General features: G+C 60.1%; 14 protein-coding genes. All 14 read right to left on the bottom strand.

Features of this window, described 5'->3' with window-relative positions; translation table 11 throughout:
* Window positions 1-294: 294 nt before the first annotated feature.
* Window positions 295-2,844: an LPD7 domain-containing protein gene (locus J3U95_RS27255; RefSeq protein ID WP_208281627.1), complete on the bottom strand. Its 2,550-nt coding sequence runs from the start codon at window positions 2,842-2,844 to the stop codon at window positions 295-297.
* An 11-nt stretch (window positions 2,845-2,855) separates the two neighbouring features.
* Window positions 2,856-4,757 (bottom strand): type IV secretory system conjugative DNA transfer family protein, encoded by a 1,902-nt coding sequence (locus J3U95_RS27260; protein WP_208281628.1) that lies wholly within the window; start codon window positions 4,755-4,757, stop codon window positions 2,856-2,858.
* A gap of 10 nt (window positions 4,758-4,767) precedes the next feature.
* On the bottom strand, window positions 4,768-5,841 hold the full coding sequence (virB11, locus tag J3U95_RS27265; RefSeq protein WP_208281629.1) for a P-type DNA transfer ATPase VirB11: 1,074 nt from the start codon (window positions 5,839-5,841) through the stop codon (window positions 4,768-4,770).
* 2 nt (window positions 5,842-5,843) lie between these two features.
* Window positions 5,844-7,055, bottom strand: coding sequence for a TrbI/VirB10 family protein (locus J3U95_RS27270; protein WP_208281630.1), 1,212 nt, complete (start codon window positions 7,053-7,055; stop codon window positions 5,844-5,846).
* Complete coding sequence (locus J3U95_RS27275) at window positions 7,052-7,858, bottom strand: TrbG/VirB9 family P-type conjugative transfer protein (RefSeq protein ID WP_208281631.1); 807 nt, start codon at window positions 7,856-7,858, stop codon at window positions 7,052-7,054. The genes J3U95_RS27270 and J3U95_RS27275 overlap by 4 nt, the downstream gene beginning before the upstream one ends.
* Window positions 7,855-8,721 (bottom strand): VirB8 family type IV secretion system protein, encoded by an 867-nt coding sequence (locus J3U95_RS27280; protein ID WP_208281632.1) that lies wholly within the window; start codon window positions 8,719-8,721, stop codon window positions 7,855-7,857. Before J3U95_RS27280 ends, J3U95_RS27275 begins: the two co-directional genes overlap by 4 nt.
* A gap of 10 nt (window positions 8,722-8,731) precedes the next feature.
* On the bottom strand, window positions 8,732-8,881 hold the full coding sequence (locus J3U95_RS27285; protein WP_177185534.1) for a hypothetical protein: 150 nt from the start codon (window positions 8,879-8,881) through the stop codon (window positions 8,732-8,734).
* A 15-nt stretch (window positions 8,882-8,896) separates the two neighbouring features.
* Window positions 8,897-9,982 (bottom strand): TrbL/VirB6 family protein, encoded by a 1,086-nt coding sequence (locus J3U95_RS27290; RefSeq protein WP_208281633.1) that lies wholly within the window; start codon window positions 9,980-9,982, stop codon window positions 8,897-8,899.
* Between the two features lie 11 nt (window positions 9,983-9,993).
* The gene (locus tag J3U95_RS27295) at window positions 9,994-10,254 is read right to left on the bottom strand and encodes an EexN family lipoprotein (protein WP_071362201.1); all 261 of its coding nucleotides are present in this window, start codon (window positions 10,252-10,254) and stop codon (window positions 9,994-9,996) included.
* 30 nt (window positions 10,255-10,284) lie between these two features.
* A complete protein-coding gene (locus J3U95_RS27300) occupies window positions 10,285-10,956 on the bottom strand; it encodes a type IV secretion system protein (RefSeq protein WP_071362200.1) in 672 nt (223 codons plus the stop codon).
* Window positions 10,953-13,412, bottom strand: coding sequence for a VirB4 family type IV secretion/conjugal transfer ATPase (locus tag J3U95_RS27305; protein ID WP_208281634.1), 2,460 nt, complete (start codon window positions 13,410-13,412; stop codon window positions 10,953-10,955). Before J3U95_RS27305 ends, J3U95_RS27300 begins: the two co-directional genes overlap by 4 nt.
* Window positions 13,409-13,783 carry a VirB3 family type IV secretion system protein gene (locus J3U95_RS27310; protein WP_071362198.1) on the bottom strand — a complete coding sequence of 125 codons (375 nt, stop codon included), beginning with the start codon at window positions 13,781-13,783 and terminating at the stop codon, window positions 13,409-13,411. Before J3U95_RS27310 ends, J3U95_RS27305 begins: the two co-directional genes overlap by 4 nt.
* A 1-nt stretch (window position 13,784) precedes the next feature.
* Complete coding sequence (locus tag J3U95_RS27315; RefSeq protein ID WP_071362197.1) at window positions 13,785-14,072, bottom strand: TrbC/VirB2 family protein; 288 nt, start codon at window positions 14,070-14,072, stop codon at window positions 13,785-13,787.
* A partial coding sequence (locus J3U95_RS27320) for a hypothetical protein (protein ID WP_208281635.1) occupies window positions 14,069-14,559 on the bottom strand: 491 nt, incomplete at its 5' end. The genes J3U95_RS27315 and J3U95_RS27320, both read right to left, overlap by 4 nt.

Genomic DNA, 14,559 nt, shown 5'->3' on the forward strand with positions numbered 1-14,559 from the left:
GGACGTCCCTTGCGATTGCTCGTCTGGCCAACAGTGTCCACAGTAGTTCCCATCAAAAAGTAACGGGAACTACTTTCGCAGAGCGAGTTGGCTAGGTACAGACGGTGCTGGGAGGACGCTTACTGAGCAAGAAGGAATCACCCCGGTTTTCGTGGAGGCCCGCTAACTTGAGTCGGGGCGGGATAGCCTGTCCGCTCAATTGCTCATAGCGATTTATTCGAGCAACTGCCGGCTTCCCGCGGTCCTAGTCATAAACATGAACAGGCGCGAGTTCGACTACTCGCTTGTGGAAGTCTATCGCTCCCTGTTCACCGCCTTTGGCCCTGGCGGCTGGCTACGATCAACCGCCTCGGTAGCCACCTCCACCCTATCGCGGCTGTCAATGGTTTTGGTGGGTTCAAGGTAAATCTTCGGCCCATGGATCTGCTGACCGGACGTGATCTTTTCGGCCATATGCCGCTTCGCCATCTTGACGAAATCGTTGCGCGAGGCCTCAGGTAACTTTTCGGAGGCAAAGGCCCTAGCCGCTGCCACGACTCCATATGCCTTGGCAAGGTCCGGATACTTCTTCACGACGGTCGCTGGCTCGCCTTCCTCAAATGCCTTAGCCTTCGCTACCAAGTCCGGATCAGGACGGAAATCAGCCGGCGCACGTTCAATCTCTGTCGTATCCTGGGCACCTGCTGTTTGCAAATAATCGGTCTGCGGTGGCTGTTTCCCGGCCTGAGGTTGTATCGGCACGTTGCCCTTGCTCTGAGCGATACCTTTCTCTACTGTATTTTTTGCCGGTCGACTTGCCAGCGCTGCGAAGTCAATGGCAGTGGGCTTATAGCCGGCGACGGTCAGGCCGTCCTGGATTGCTTCCATCCAAGCGCTTCGCCGAAATTCTTCGGCACCCTTGACGGTGATTGTTTCCCATCCACGTGCCTTTGCGATTTCCACCATCGAACGAACTATTTCGGGTTTTGCACTACGAGTGGCCAGCTTGCTGCCTCGATCCGAGAACGCCGGTGTTCGATCCTGAAAGTAATATTCAGTCTCAACCCTGAGGAAGCGTCGCGCGACCGATTCCGGCACCACTGATGACTTGTTGTCTTCCTTTACCGGCGTTGTCGCCGGCTTTTCTAGCGTCACTGGCGTGACGCCTACAGAATCCACATTCTTCATCCGCCGTTTCGATAGCCAAGTATCTGTCTGACTTATGGCTCCTTCAATAGCAAGCAGCAGACGTCGGCCTAGGCCTGAATGCCCGCTAGCGCCTGGCGCAGCCGCCTCATCAGAGGCCCCGGAGACGGCCGCCTCCTTCCCGACTTCTTCGGACGACGATGGCCTGTGTACCGCAGATGCTGCTTGGTCATTCTGATGAACTGTTTGGGCCTTCGTAACGAGCAGCAACGGACTTTGTTCTATAGAGTTTTCGTCCATGAGGCGCTTCTTTGAGCCGGCTATGGTTGTGGAATCATCCGTCCTATAGGCCAATTCCGCCATCCCAACGAGGTCTGGAGCGTTGTGGGCGAACTCCGTTCGGTAGTGAGGGTGCCAAAGAGCAGCCTGATGGCTGGCGGCTAGTGCCTGCTCGCGATACCGGGGAACCTCGATTGCGCGAATCGTCGCGATCGTCCTTCGCGCAAGCGCAGCGGTCTGGTCTTTGGTTAACGACATCTCGGACCCGACAAGGTTGCTGAGGTTACTAATGACCTCGTACGTCAAGCCCCAATCAGCTCTAGTGGCCCTGTGAGCCTGGGTGGCCTGTTCAACCAGCTCTGGCGCCTGCCTTGCAAATTCTGAATGGTAAAACGGCTGAGCAAGGCCGCTTTCGATCACCGCACTTAGCGCAAGGCGACGCGCGGACACGTCTTGAATGGCACGAACCTCCTTGATGTCGTTTGCGACCAGGTTAGTAGCGTCAACAAGCGCGAGCTCGCGGTTTGGATTAGCCGTCAGGATTTGTGCGGTACCAAGTACCCTGTGCATGCGCTGGCTGTCGTCTAGTGCGACTTCGCCAGTTTGAATGTCTGTACCGGGCTTACGAGTAGCAAGTTCGAACTTGCGGAGCTGGACATTAACAGATGAGTAGCTCGAATTTGCAGTCAATTTCTGGCCATAGGAACGGACGGCTGTACGCATCTGCGCCTGATCTACTTTGTCAATCCGATTGGCTGAGACTTGCACTGCCACAATCCCACGAATTTGTTCAACCTCCTTTGCCCGTGCGTCGGCAAACCGTTGCAGGGCCGGGCTAACCGGCCGCGTCTTCGCGTCTGCGTACTCTCCCGCTGGCTGACTGCCTGCCTCGAACTGATGCATGCGCTTGAGGTGGTATCGGACAAATGTGAGGCTCTCTGGATCGAGCTTGATATAGTCGGCAAGCGTCGCATTTTTCTTTCCCAAGTACTTAATTGCCGACGCGGTAATCTGAGGTATGTCATTCGTGTCACCTGCCACTTCAGTGCGGGCTTCAGCCTCCTTGGCTTCCTCACTGCCCGATGCACGTTTAGACCTGTTGATCGGCTCCTTCTGGACAATCGCTTGAACGTCTATATGCTTTTGTACCCGCTTTGCACGCGCCGGCTTCACCGCAGGCGCCGTAGGCTCCTGGGCGCCGATCACTTGGTCCGCTCGTGCCTTGCTTTGGCCGACACGCCTGGACTTTTTAGACATGCCCGCCTCTTCGGGTGTTTCATTAACGACGCGCTTTCTAGGACTCTTGGGCTTCACATTTGGGCCAGGAGCGTCTACTGTTGCCGCGTCCAGCGTCGGCGCCTCATCCCGATCAACGGTTGATAGGCCCTTGGGTGCTTTTAGAGGCTGCTGGCTCTTGCTCTCTTCGTTCAGTGGATTCATGTCTTCGGTCCTCACGCTTCAATTGCTGTGATAAAGGAATTGAAAGTCTGTCTGAGGTCTTCGTCGGTAGGTCGGCCTCCTTTCGGCAACTGGACGTTTGAGAAATTTGTTGCAAAATCCGTAAGCTTGAGCTTGTTGATCGTTGAGACGTCTTTTGGCGTGATGTCTCGCGCATCCTTGCCTTTCCCCGAACCTTCGCCAGCCTTTTTGGCGAGAAGTGGTGGCGGTGGCATGGTGATCTCGATCGGTATGATCTCGGGCCGCGGCCTGTTTGCTCGATTCAGGAAGACGAGGCGCTGCCAGTACCAAATCTTGCGGCAGAAGATCGGAGGGCAGTGCTCAATGAACACGATCTCATTATTTATACCCATCATCCTTACCTCCTGCGGATTGAGCAGGGCGCGGGCGACCTTCGATCTGGTAATCGTCCCGAACTCCATGCCACGAGCTGGCCGCGAATGCGAAATGCTATCGGTCGTGAAAGTGCCCAGTTCGCGGGAAATATCAGTCGCGTGATCGCTGTCATTTGGCGCATACACCACACGTGCGCCACAGCACGCAATAATATTCTGCGTGTGGTCCGGACCATACACCGAACGCAGCTGAGGGATGGAGTGCGCTATCAACAGCGGGCGAATGCCGTATCCCCCCATCAGCTGGATGCTGTTCTGGATGATCGGCATTCGCCCCAGTGCGGCAAATTCGTCCATGATTGGCAGAAGTTCATACTTGATGGTCGGATCGTCCTCGGGCATGGTGTCCATGTTCGCGTCCAGCATCTGGGTAAAGAACAAGTTCATCAGTAGTGAGAGACGGTCCAAGTCGCCAGGGTTGACACCCAGGTAGATCGAAAGACGCTTGCGACGCAGGTCATGGAAATCAAACGAGTCCTGGCTTGTCGCCGCATCTATGAGCGGGTTAGTCCATAGCTGCAGTTTCGCGGTAAAGGTCTTGCGTACCGAGGACTGGGTCTGGGGGCTCAATGCGATGAAGTCGTACAACATGCGCTTGCAGGTCGACGACAGGGGCCGACCGGCTTCGTCGCGATCACTGATGATTTGCCTCCAGTGCTCACTGACGGAGTCATCCTCGCCATGCATGATCTGGCGGACCATCTCGCCCAAGGTACGTGGCAGCGAAGGCGTCTCGATCACATACAGGCCCAGTCCGAGGAACAGGTCGCGACAGGACGCCGGCCAGAACGGGTCGCCCGTCGCCGGATCTGGCGAAAGCTGATTCGCAATTTTTTGTAGCGCACTAACGCAAAGCGGCGGATCATCCGGCACGTAGTGTGTTGATATCGGATTCCACTGCGCAGTGACACCCTTGGACGACAATGGGTCGAAGAGATACACCTTAGAAAAGAGGCTACGATAGCCCGCCGTGATGCGATAGCATTCGCGGCGCACGTCGTTGACGATCAGGCTTCCGCTCCAAGACAAGGCATTCGGCTGGACGAGTCCGGCGCCCTTCCCTGACCGCGGCGGTGCGATGATGATCGCCGCCAGTTGCCGGCCCAGGATCAGGTAGCGCCGGCCCCACCGCCCCAGGATGATGCCTTCGTCGCCGCATAGGCCGGCACGGATCACTTCCCGCAGCGTAGCGAAGCGCGAATCTCCATGTAACGACCGGCTGACCGGCCTGATCAGGCAGCTCACGCCAGCAACGGCGGCTGCGGATCCAGCGACTAGGCATCCGATCAGCCATTGCCGGGTGTACGGATCGCTACCGTAATACTGCCAGTAACGGATCACCGTCAACGGTGTAGCGGCGGACGGGGGCAGTTGGGGGCTGGATAGCTTGATTAGGAAAAAGTAGCTTGCCAGGTAGAGTGCGGAGAGCACGCCCGTAAGCAGCAGGCCACTGAAAGCCAGTGCCTTGTAGCGGGCGCTATCGATCGGAGTGATGAGCATGAGAAGCCTCCTATCCAAGCTGCCGGGCCGCGAACGCGGGATCGTAGTAGACCTCGCTGGCGACGCGGCCACCGCCAGGCAAACGTTCCATCTGCACGACGATGTCGACCAGGGTGTACAGGTTGTCAGTGATATCTGCCAGTTCCAGACCGGCACCTTCCACGCTCCCCTTGACCAGCAAGGCCAGCCGGCGAAAAGCGAGCTTCGCGCGGGTGGCGTGCACGGTGGTGATTGTTCCGGGATGCCCCGAATTGAGTACGTTCTGTATGAAGAAGAACGTCTCGTCGCCACGCAACTCGGCCAACAGCACACGGTCGGGACGCATTCGCAGCGTCGCCTCGAGAAGATCTCGCGCCTTCAGCTTCGACACCCCGTTCTCCCCTTTCTTGTATTCCAGATTGATCTGGTTTGTATGCGGCAGTCGCATCTCGCGGGTGTCCTCGACCGTAATGATTCGCTCATCGAGGGGAATCAAGGCCGCCAGGGCGTTGCTGAAAGTCGTCTTGCCCGATCCGGTCGCACCGGAGGACACGATGTTCTTCTTCCCCTCGACTGCGCTCTTGAAGAACCCACCCCAGTCCCTCTGCCGGAACATATCCAGCAGCCTGCGCTCGCTTGCGGGCAATGCCGCTTCGAGGCGCACCCGCTCTTCGCCTCCTAACAAAAGCGATTGCTCACAACGCGCATGCTCGAAGGCATCGCCGTCGATGATCTGTTCAAGTGTCAGCACATCGCCGATCGGACGACGGATCGTGAACGAGACCTGGCCCGCATCGATCGCTGGTGGAATCACGACTTGGACGCGCAAGCCGCCCGGCATCTGCGTGCCAAGGAGCGGCCAACCTTCGGTGAGGTCCTGGTTCGCCTGATTCCTGAGCAGCATTGCGAGGCCTTCACACCATTTGTACGAAACAGCCTCGTTTTGCACGGACTCCCAACCAGCCCTGCGCTCCAGCATCACTTCACCCGGACGATTGATCACGATTTCGGTCACCGAGTCGTCAACCAGATGCGACGCGATTGGTTGCAGGTGCAGCTCGAGCGTCGATTTGCCCGCGCCATGGAAAGGTTCGCTAGTGCTCATGGTCACCTCACTCGTTCCAACTGGTAGATGTCACGGAAATCGATGTCGTGTGCGAGGTAGATGAATACTTCGGCGCCCTGTGGTCCAGTGATGGTGGGGGCGATGTCCACGGTACTCTTTATCACCTCAGACAACACGTCCTTCGGTCCGCTCATTGACGGGAATGAAACCGTCGTATTGTTGTCGCCACGCTGGCGAGTCGCTATCAGGTATGGCCCGACATCGGTGATCAGGCTCAGCGCAATCGCGCCGCCGAATCTGTCCCAGAAATGGTTATCGACGGTTCCAGGAATGCCGGGGCGCCCGAGCGGATCAGTAGCATCCGAATTGAACGGCACGAGCGCATGCTGCGGCGTCTCGCAGCGCTGCCAGATAATGCCTATCCTCCGCTGCCCATGGGTGATCCCGCCACCTTGCTGGCCAAAGCAGACCGTCCCGCGATCCATCAGGGAGACCTTGTTGTCAGCGCCGGTCGCGTCCTCCCCAGTGACGCAGGTAACCGGACCGGTCAGCGTGGTGTCGAAGGCGGGCAGCACGGTGCAGCGGATGAGCTTCCCGCGCGTCATCATAAGCGTTGGATCGGGAAGTAGGTAGGCGCGAGCCATCTCCATACCTGTCTTGGGCATCGTGTCCTGGGCCGCTGCACCAAGTGCAGGAGTGCCGCGCCTTTCTTCGGCTGTCTCGCCGCTGCTGGCGATTGCGGCGTGACTTTCCCTCTCTTTTGCTGCCGCCGATCGTGCGAGGCTGCCGTCAAGGCTGAATCGCACTTCGCGCTTGAGCCGGCGTTCTCGTGCCAGGTGGCTCAGGCTCTTCTCAGGAGAATGGCCAGACGCGGAAGGCCCCGCTATTGGTGAGGCTGGTGCCTGCATCGGAGGCGGGCGCACTTCTGCAGCCCCGGTTGCCTCAGGCGATTGCTCCATGCCTGGATCAGGCATGGTAAGGGGCGGCAGCGATATAGTGGCAACTGTGCGCGTCAAGTCTTTCGACGCCATCCTGGATTGCTGCCGATCCTCGTAAACACCGGCGTAGTACTTGTAAAGAAAGAAGGCAGCTAGTGCGCAGGCGCCGATGGCGCCAAGCCAGTTGATAATCTTATTCTGCCGTGCAAGCCCCTTATTGACGGAGCCAAGCTCCCGCTCGTCCTCGATGGCGCCCTCCTCGTCAGGATCCGGTTCCAAACTTCGGGGCTTGAACAACGACTTGAAGAACTTCATTTTCCCGCTCCTTTCAGAGTGCGCTTGACCTGAGGCGACGCCGTGTTGGTGGCAGGCCGCGCGGCATCAGGGTCGAAGCTCTCGTTGAATACGCAGGCGACTCGCTTCCCGCTCTGCAGCACCAGCTTGCGGCGAATACCCTGCACCTGGACGACATCGTCCTCGACGTTGATGTTCTCGATCCTGGCTGGGTTGCCCTCCTCGCTGGTCTCGTAGATTGCCGGGATCGTGGACCGCGCGCGAAAGCGCAGGAACGTCGTGCGGCCGTCATCCCACGCCTCGATCGGAGCCAGCTCGCTCGATCCTTGCACCGTGTAGCGCCGGTTCCCGGCCGGAACGCCGGCATCCAGCAGGCGGCGGACCTGTTCCGATTCACTGGCCACAGCCTCTTTCGCCCTCTCGGCTTCCGGATAGCGGAAATACACGGTCATGAAGCCGATCTCGCCCTTCGACTTTCTGGCCATCTTGAGGTCGAAGCTGTAGCTGCGTTTATTCGTCACCACATGCAGGTTCGCATCCGCCAGTTCGGCGGCGGGTTTGAGGAATACACCGTTGCGCGCCTGCTTCGTGGCCACGCCCCATCCCTCGACGTCGCCGCCGGTCATGTCGACGATTTCCTCGTCTTCGTCCAGGACAATCTGGGTGAGCAGGCCAACACGGGTGTGGATGGTTACCACGTCATAGGGATCGTAGGTCGCGAACCGGATGCGCGCATCCTTGTTTCCCGCCTCGGGTAGCTGTGCGCCACTGGCGTTCGTTGCCAGCGCGAGCGCGACCACCGCTGTCATGATGGGCTTTTTCATGGTGTTGCTCCTCGCGCGTTGGCAGGCGCAACCAGGGCCATCTGGGATTCCTGCGGCGCGCTGGAGGCGTGGCGGGATGGAGCAGATGGCGGAACCGGCCTGTTGGACGTCAGGTCGCGGTCGGAGGAATAGTCGGTGACTTCCATCCCTAGGTCATTGACGCGGCGGTCCCGCTCGTTTGTCGGCTGGTTCACCCAGCGAAACGAGAGATTCGTCACCCACGTGGTCGGTGCCCCGTCGTCCAGGCCATTCAGGGACTCTGTCCGCGTGAAGCTGGCCCGGGCGCCGATCGCGGTTCCGGTTCCATTGCGCAGGACCGTGATGGCGCCGACCTTGGCACGTACTTTGCGCTCCCTCTTGTACTTGTTGGGGGGCGACTCGGGGTTCGACTTATCCCATTTTCGGGCCCAGTCAGCCTGGAGCTGTGGACTGAAAAAGGCGGCGCAGTGGTAATAGTGCACATCCGCCAGCTCGTAGCTGTACCCCTCGCATGCAGACACGAGCGTGTCGATATTGCGGCGAATGGTCGCCTCTTCCGGCGCCAGCTGGAAGTCAGCCAGTGAGACCAACGGCTGGACGACACCGCCGGCCTTGTCTACCACCAACACTTCCGGTGGCGGCGCCGGACGCATGGCGGTTTGCACGGCGCCCCAAGCGACGCCGAACGCGGCGACCGCGAGTCCGCCGAAGGCACTTGCTACGCGCCATGCGACGCGTCGGGATCGCTCTCCCGCAACTGCGCGACGATCTGCCTCGTCCGCAGCCAAGTCAAGCAATTGCTGCATGTTCGCATGACCTTCGATCAGCTTTCGTACGGCCGCCAGTTCCTCGGCCAGTTTGCCCGCATCAGGTTGGCTCTTCATCACATTCTCCTCACGCGGCAAGGCCGCAACTTGGATACTTGACTTCGACCTTGGCCGGAGCGTTGATCGGGCGACGATCCTTGCCGTCGCAGCTTGGCGTGGTGCTTGCGCACCCCGCGAGGATGCTGGCGATGGCCAGCACGATCAGAAGTCTTTGCATGGTCGTCCTCTCGATTCAGGTCTTCTGCTTGCTAGCTGCTGCGGTTGTCGCGGGTCGCGAGGGTTCGTAGGTCAGGAGCTTCGTTTCGGCCTTCTGCCTGGCAGGCTGGATGGTGTTGCGCTTGCGGTGCTGGTACGAGTTCCAGGCGCCCCTTGTGACTTTCTTTGCTCCGTTTCCTAGCGTTCGGCCCGTATTGGCCCCGAGCCGCGCGCTGCTCTTACCGAGTTTCACGCCGAACCGATGCAGCAGTCCCGCTGTCAACCGGCCCATACCAAAGGAAGAAAGCGACATCCCGCCGGCTAGTCCTGACGCGATGGACAGTACCGACGCAAGCGCCAGCAGGGACACGAGTCCCATCGCGAAGAACGGAAACACTTGCGCCACCTCGGTCGTTGACGTCATGGCCGCTGCACCACTGCCGGCGCGCGTGAACAGTTTCATGACAAGCAGGTTGACCATTACGACCAGCAGGGGTACTAGGAAATAATTGGCCAGCTGCCGTATCCAGGAGTTGAAGAATCCGGCAGTTGCCTGGAACAGCAGACCGAGGAAGAAAAGCGCCCCAAGTCCAATAAGCACGGTCAGCGCGACCTTCGACAGCGCCATGAGAAAGAATCCGTATGCGGTAACGATGATGGTCAGCGCCCAGACCGCGATCGACACGAAATACATGCCCAGGTCGCCATCGAGGACGCCCGCCTTCGCCCAGAACCGCGCTCCGAGCTCGAAACCCTGGGCCAGCATTGCGTCCAGCCCGCTCACCACGTTGCCCGAACCGTCCGAGCGGGCGAGCCCTGCGACGAACTCGTCCGGGCCGCGCAGGAATGTATTCGTAATCAGCACGTTGTAGGTAGCCAAGTTGAAGCCAATCCCGAAGACGATGCAGACCGTGATCACGCGGTTGATGAACTCGTTCGCCGGCTCCCTAATCATGCCGCGATAGCTGGCAAAGCCCCACAGTACGACGTACAGGGTAAGCATCGTGAAGGCGAAGGGCCCGATCAGACGCGCGACCGCGGCCACGTTTTCGCCCACGTAGCTCTCGCAGACCGCGTTGATGTAGTTAAGGCTGTCGGTGTACAGGGTGATGGGCGCCGCCATGATGTCCTCTCCTAGGGAACGGTGCGCGGCATGCCGCCCAGGGTTCCCGCAGTTGCTACCCGGTCGGCGCGATGCACGTTGACGCAGTTGGGGTCCTGCGCGGTGCGTCCGGGGTCGTTGCTGCAGGCGGCACTCACCCTCCGGCGAAGTTCGGGGGCGGCAAGGTACTCATCGACGGTATAGACGCGATCGGCAGGCACGATGACCGCCTGGCGCTTGCAGCCGGCAACGGTTGCGGCCAGCAGAAGGAAGAAGAGAATGGAACGTTGCATGGCAAACTCCAGGAAGGATGGGAATGGTGGTCAAGGCTGCGGCATATCGAACCGCGGGATCGCAGTACCAGCCGATGCGGCGCGCATCTGGCTGATCATGAGGCGCTGCGCCCGGTCCTGGGCTGTCGCCGCGCTGGCCGCCGCCTCCAGCTGGTTCTGGTCCTTGACCAATGCCGCATGCTCGATGGCGATCCGGTTAGCCAGGTCATAGGCAGCCTTCGGGTCCTCGGCAGTGGCCAACGTCGCTGTGAGTGTCTGCAGGCGCGACTGACGGGCAGCGGCGTCATTAAATGCGATCTGCGCCATGGCCTGGTTCGCGGCCGACAAATCCTGGGCCTGGGCCAGGAACTGCTGGAGTTGCTGCGTCATGTGGACAGCCTGTTCAGGTGTCAGGACAGCCTGTGACTGCCGAATCTGCTGGGCCAGCGAGGACAGGTTTCGCATTGCCATTGCCCAGTCGGGGGGGAGCGACGGCGCCACCGTTGGCAGCAGCGTCGCCATCCCGCGATTTCCCGTCATGGCCTTGTAGTGCGCTGTCATGCTATCGATTTGGGCTCGCATCTGTTTGTACTGCTCGGCCCATGCCTTCACTTGCTGGGTAGCCTGGCCGAGATTTGCGGCGTCGATCACCGCCCACTGGGCATGGGCCTGCAACGACGTCCCTGCCATGAGTGAGACGAGCACTAGAGTGCGGATTTTCATGATGATTTCCTTTCCTCGTTGAAGTGTGGAACCCAAGCATCAGGGTCCTCGCCGTATTGCGCAATCAGGCGGTCCATGAGGGCCAGATTGCTGGTGCGCGCTGACAGGACCGCCATGTCGTCGTCCATGCCGTCGAGGGGGAGGCGGACAACGGTCGAGTGCCGGCCCTGTTTGAGAAGGAACATGCCGCATCCCTCGGGCAGGTCGGTCTTTATCAGCTTGAATTCCCGTTCGGACAAGCCGAGATATTCGCGGTACTCCTTCCGGTCCGCCTGTGGGTTCGGGAACAAGATCAGCGTCGGGCACTGCTCGACTAGAGTGCGCGAGATCTCGAGCCTCAGAGCATCGCTGGGCGACTGTGTGTCGAGCACGACGAAGCCGTTCAGCTTCCTCACAGTCTTGAGGGCCTTCTTGAAGTAGGCGGCATAGTGGCTGTCGCCCAGCGGCTTCCAGAATTCCGCGACAAACAGGCCGAACCGCCGGCCGTCTACCAGGCGCGATGCCAGGTGCAGCAGGTGCATGTTAATCGGCGTGCGCAATTCCGGATCGTCCAGGTATGCAGTGGTGTCGAATGCGGTGATCGGAGCCGTTCCGAGTTCGCTGGCGATCCTGGGGACCGGGTTATCGAAAACCCACGCCAGCGGCCCGTCTTCCCTTCCTTTTTCGCGGGCATGACACCAGCGGGCTAGCCGGTCGTAGACCTCCCCTTTCGGCAGGAAGTCGAGCACCCGCCCGAGCTGCCGTACCTCCCTTGGCTGCATGTGAAGGACAGCGTCGATCGCCTTGTCGACGTCCTTTCCTTCCTGCACGGTCAGCGGCTTGCTGTCGACTTCGACACCGGCCTCGGACACGACCGGCCGGCTGACCAGCTTGCGGACCAGTATCTGCAGGTGCCGGCGTGTCTCCGCCTCGTCCGGGTCGAGCGCGAACGGGGCAAGTCCGGTCGGTTCGTCCAGCCTGAGCCGATATACCTTTCCATTGAGGCGGCGCACTGCGATCTCGGTATCGCGGTCGGTCGAGAACAGCACCGACATCATCCCGAACTTCTGCATCATTGTCAGCGTGAATGTGACGGTCGCCGTCTTGCCCGAACCGGTAGGACCCATCACGAGGGTGTTCGCCACGTCCTTCTTATTGCCCCCATTCTTGGCCTTGGGGTCGGAGGCATGCAGGCTGAAGTAGTGCGGCGTCCCGGCTGCGGTCACCAGCATCGTGATCGCGGGCCCCCAATGGTTTCCACTACGCCGCCCGGTAGGAAAGTTGTGCAGCGGGACGAAGCCGCACATGTTGCGGCTGTTGATCGGCGATAGCCTTGGACGCATCGCGAAGTTGCCCGGCAGCTGTGCCCAGTAGGCTGCCTCGACCACCAGATCCTCGCGCGCGGGCTTGATGCCAGCGTCGATTAGGACGCTCCGGGCGTCCGCGACGTTCTGTTGCAGCTCTTCCAGGCTCTCTGCCTTCACCAGAACGCTATAGTGATGGGCGCCCAGCACAGTGCGCCGGGCGACCAGGTCGTCAGCGAGTTCGGGAATTTCGTCGATTTGCGACTGCGCCGCGTCGCCGACGTTTTCCATGCGACGGCCTCTCATCTGCATCTTGAGTAGTGCCGCATCCTTGGCGTGAAACTCGAAGGACTGCGTGACCACCAGCTCGAAAGGCAGCGTCAGCAAGTCGTCGAGGAACATTGGGTTCGTTTCGGACGGATAGGCCTCGATGCCAAGCATGGCGCCGAAGTGGGTACCGTCCGGATTAAGGACCTTGACGGACTCGTCGCCGAAGACCGGCCGCATGCCGCCAATCAGTCGGTTCAACGGTACCGGGGCGTAGGGAACGCGTTCCCACTTCCCGGTCATGAGGAAATTGAATAGCTCCGCAGGCTCCGAGAACAGAACACCGTTGCGCTCGTACAGCTCGAGGCATTCGGCTTCGTAGTAGGCCAGCGCTGCAACGAGATCGGTCACGATACGTTCCAGCTCGGCCATCTGCCTAGTTCGGGCGCGCCTGATATTCTCCGCACTCCTCGCGGAGAACAATGCGGCCAGCACGCTTTCCGTCCTCGACCCGTGGGGACGCAAGACGATTGTCAGGTACAGCTCGTTCGCCATGAGCCGTTCGGCGCTCAACTTTGTCCGGAAGCGGTCATTGAGTTCCCGCGCGAAGCCAGGAGCGAATTCACCCTCCGGGTACTGGTTTTCCTGCCGTCTCACGATGTGCTGCCAGACGGCGATGCGCGGATCGGCCAGGCCCATCATCACGCGGTTGAGGCGGTCGTGGCGGTTGTTGATCACGTCGTCGTCGGCGCATTCGAAGGCTGCGCCGGCAAGGCGCAGCACGCACAGGCACTCACCGGTGATAGTGTCGATGATGTTGCGTGTCAGGTGCCCTTGATACGGTATGTGCCTGGCGGCGGGGGTTTCGCGTCGCACCGCTTCGCGACGTCTCTCTGAAATACTCATGATCGCTCTCCCTGCTGCTGGCGACGCTGGAGGCGCCACCGTTTGAAGAATCCCGGCCGGTCCCTGAACGTCAGGGGGCTGTAAGATGAGGCGGCCCAGTACCATCTTGACGAGATCAGCGTGCCGAAAGTGGTCCGCGCCCACAGCCCGATCAGCTCGAATGTGCGCGGATCTTTCAGCGTAACGAGATAGAAGATTCCGTGGACCGGGATGCACATCAGCAGCCAGATCAGGTTTTCGGTCACGGACAAGGTCTCGACCGACACCAGCAGGTTGAGCATCACGGCCCCGTAAGGCACGCCGAGGATCGTCGAGGGCCGGGTGAGTCCGACCGCGAGCGTGTCGACGTTGACGCCGTCCTCGACGTCCATCTCAGGCTCCCGTCCAGCCGCGCAGCATGCTGACTACCTGGTCGCGGCCGAAGAACAGAATGGTTCCGACGATCGCACCGAGGAACCAGCCCCAGTTGACACGACCGGTCCAGGCCAGGACGCCGACCACGGCAGCGGCCAGCGGAATGATAGGGGTCAGCAGTTCCACGACCCAGTTCGTGGCCTGCGTACCGGTTCCAGTGAACTGGGCGAATGCTGTCGACACCTGCAGCGCACACAGGCCAGCCAGCATGGCGGCAGCGAGTGCACGATCGGTTTTGGTACTCATGGTGCGTCCCTCCTCGGGGTGGTTGAAGAAATGTTGGGCGACCTGTCATTGGTCGCGCGGTTGTAGGGGTTCCAATAGGTGGCGGCCCCGGCTCCGCCTCTCGGCCCTGCCTGGCGTTCCGCCCTAACGACGACACGTAGCGGCGCATTCGGGGGCTTCCGTCCTGCGTCAGCGCTACGGAGCTCTGCCTGGAGTGCCTTGATGTTCTCGTCATGACGATGCGCTTTTGCTGCGAGCTCCGGTGTTGGGCTTGCGGCCAACGCACCCGTGGTCTTCCAAAATTCTTGATATTCCGCCAACAGTTCCGTGTTGAGGATCAGGTGACGTTCCTGATCTCGTGCTTCCTGAGTTTTATTGTCGATAAGGCTTTGTTGCACAAATCGGCCCATCAGCGGCCGAGGCGCAGCACGGGTAAACTGACGGCATGATTGCTCCCGTAAAGCTGAAGTACCGAACGACCAACTGGAAAGACTACAACGCGGCATTG

Origin of the sequence: Massilia oculi, from assembly GCF_017582745.1 — a bacterium.
Lineage (GTDB): Bacteria > Pseudomonadota > Gammaproteobacteria > Burkholderiales > Burkholderiaceae_D > Telluria > Telluria oculi_A.

Bases quoted from the DNA above. Each gene is read 5' to 3' on its own strand.
- J3U95_RS27255 (WP_208281627.1), bottom strand. From the start codon at position 2,844: ATGAATCCACTGAACGAAGAGAGCAAGAGCCAGCAGCCTCTAAAAGCA.
- J3U95_RS27260 (WP_208281628.1), bottom strand. From the start codon at position 4,757: ATGCTCATCACTCCGATCGATAGCGCCCGCTACAAGGCACTGGCTTTC.
- virB11 (WP_208281629.1), bottom strand. From the start codon at position 5,841: ATGAGCACTAGCGAACCTTTCCATGGCGCGGGCAAATCGACGCTCGAG.
- J3U95_RS27270 (WP_208281630.1), bottom strand. From the start codon at position 7,055: ATGAAGTTCTTCAAGTCGTTGTTCAAGCCCCGAAGTTTGGAACCGGAT.
- J3U95_RS27275 (WP_208281631.1), bottom strand. From the start codon at position 7,858: ATGAAAAAGCCCATCATGACAGCGGTGGTCGCGCTCGCGCTGGCAACG.
- J3U95_RS27280 (WP_208281632.1), bottom strand. From the start codon at position 8,721: ATGAAGAGCCAACCTGATGCGGGCAAACTGGCCGAGGAACTGGCGGCC.
- J3U95_RS27285 (WP_177185534.1), bottom strand. From the start codon at position 8,881: ATGCAAAGACTTCTGATCGTGCTGGCCATCGCCAGCATCCTCGCGGGG.
- J3U95_RS27290 (WP_208281633.1), bottom strand. From the start codon at position 9,982: ATGGCGGCGCCCATCACCCTGTACACCGACAGCCTTAACTACATCAAC.
- J3U95_RS27295 (WP_071362201.1), bottom strand. From the start codon at position 10,254: ATGCAACGTTCCATTCTCTTCTTCCTTCTGCTGGCCGCAACCGTTGCC.
- J3U95_RS27300 (WP_071362200.1), bottom strand. From the start codon at position 10,956: ATGAAAATCCGCACTCTAGTGCTCGTCTCACTCATGGCAGGGACGTCG.
- J3U95_RS27305 (WP_208281634.1), bottom strand. From the start codon at position 13,412: ATGAGTATTTCAGAGAGACGTCGCGAAGCGGTGCGACGCGAAACCCCC.
- J3U95_RS27310 (WP_071362198.1), bottom strand. From the start codon at position 13,783: ATGGACGTCGAGGACGGCGTCAACGTCGACACGCTCGCGGTCGGACTC.
- J3U95_RS27315 (WP_071362197.1), bottom strand. From the start codon at position 14,072: ATGAGTACCAAAACCGATCGTGCACTCGCTGCCGCCATGCTGGCTGGC.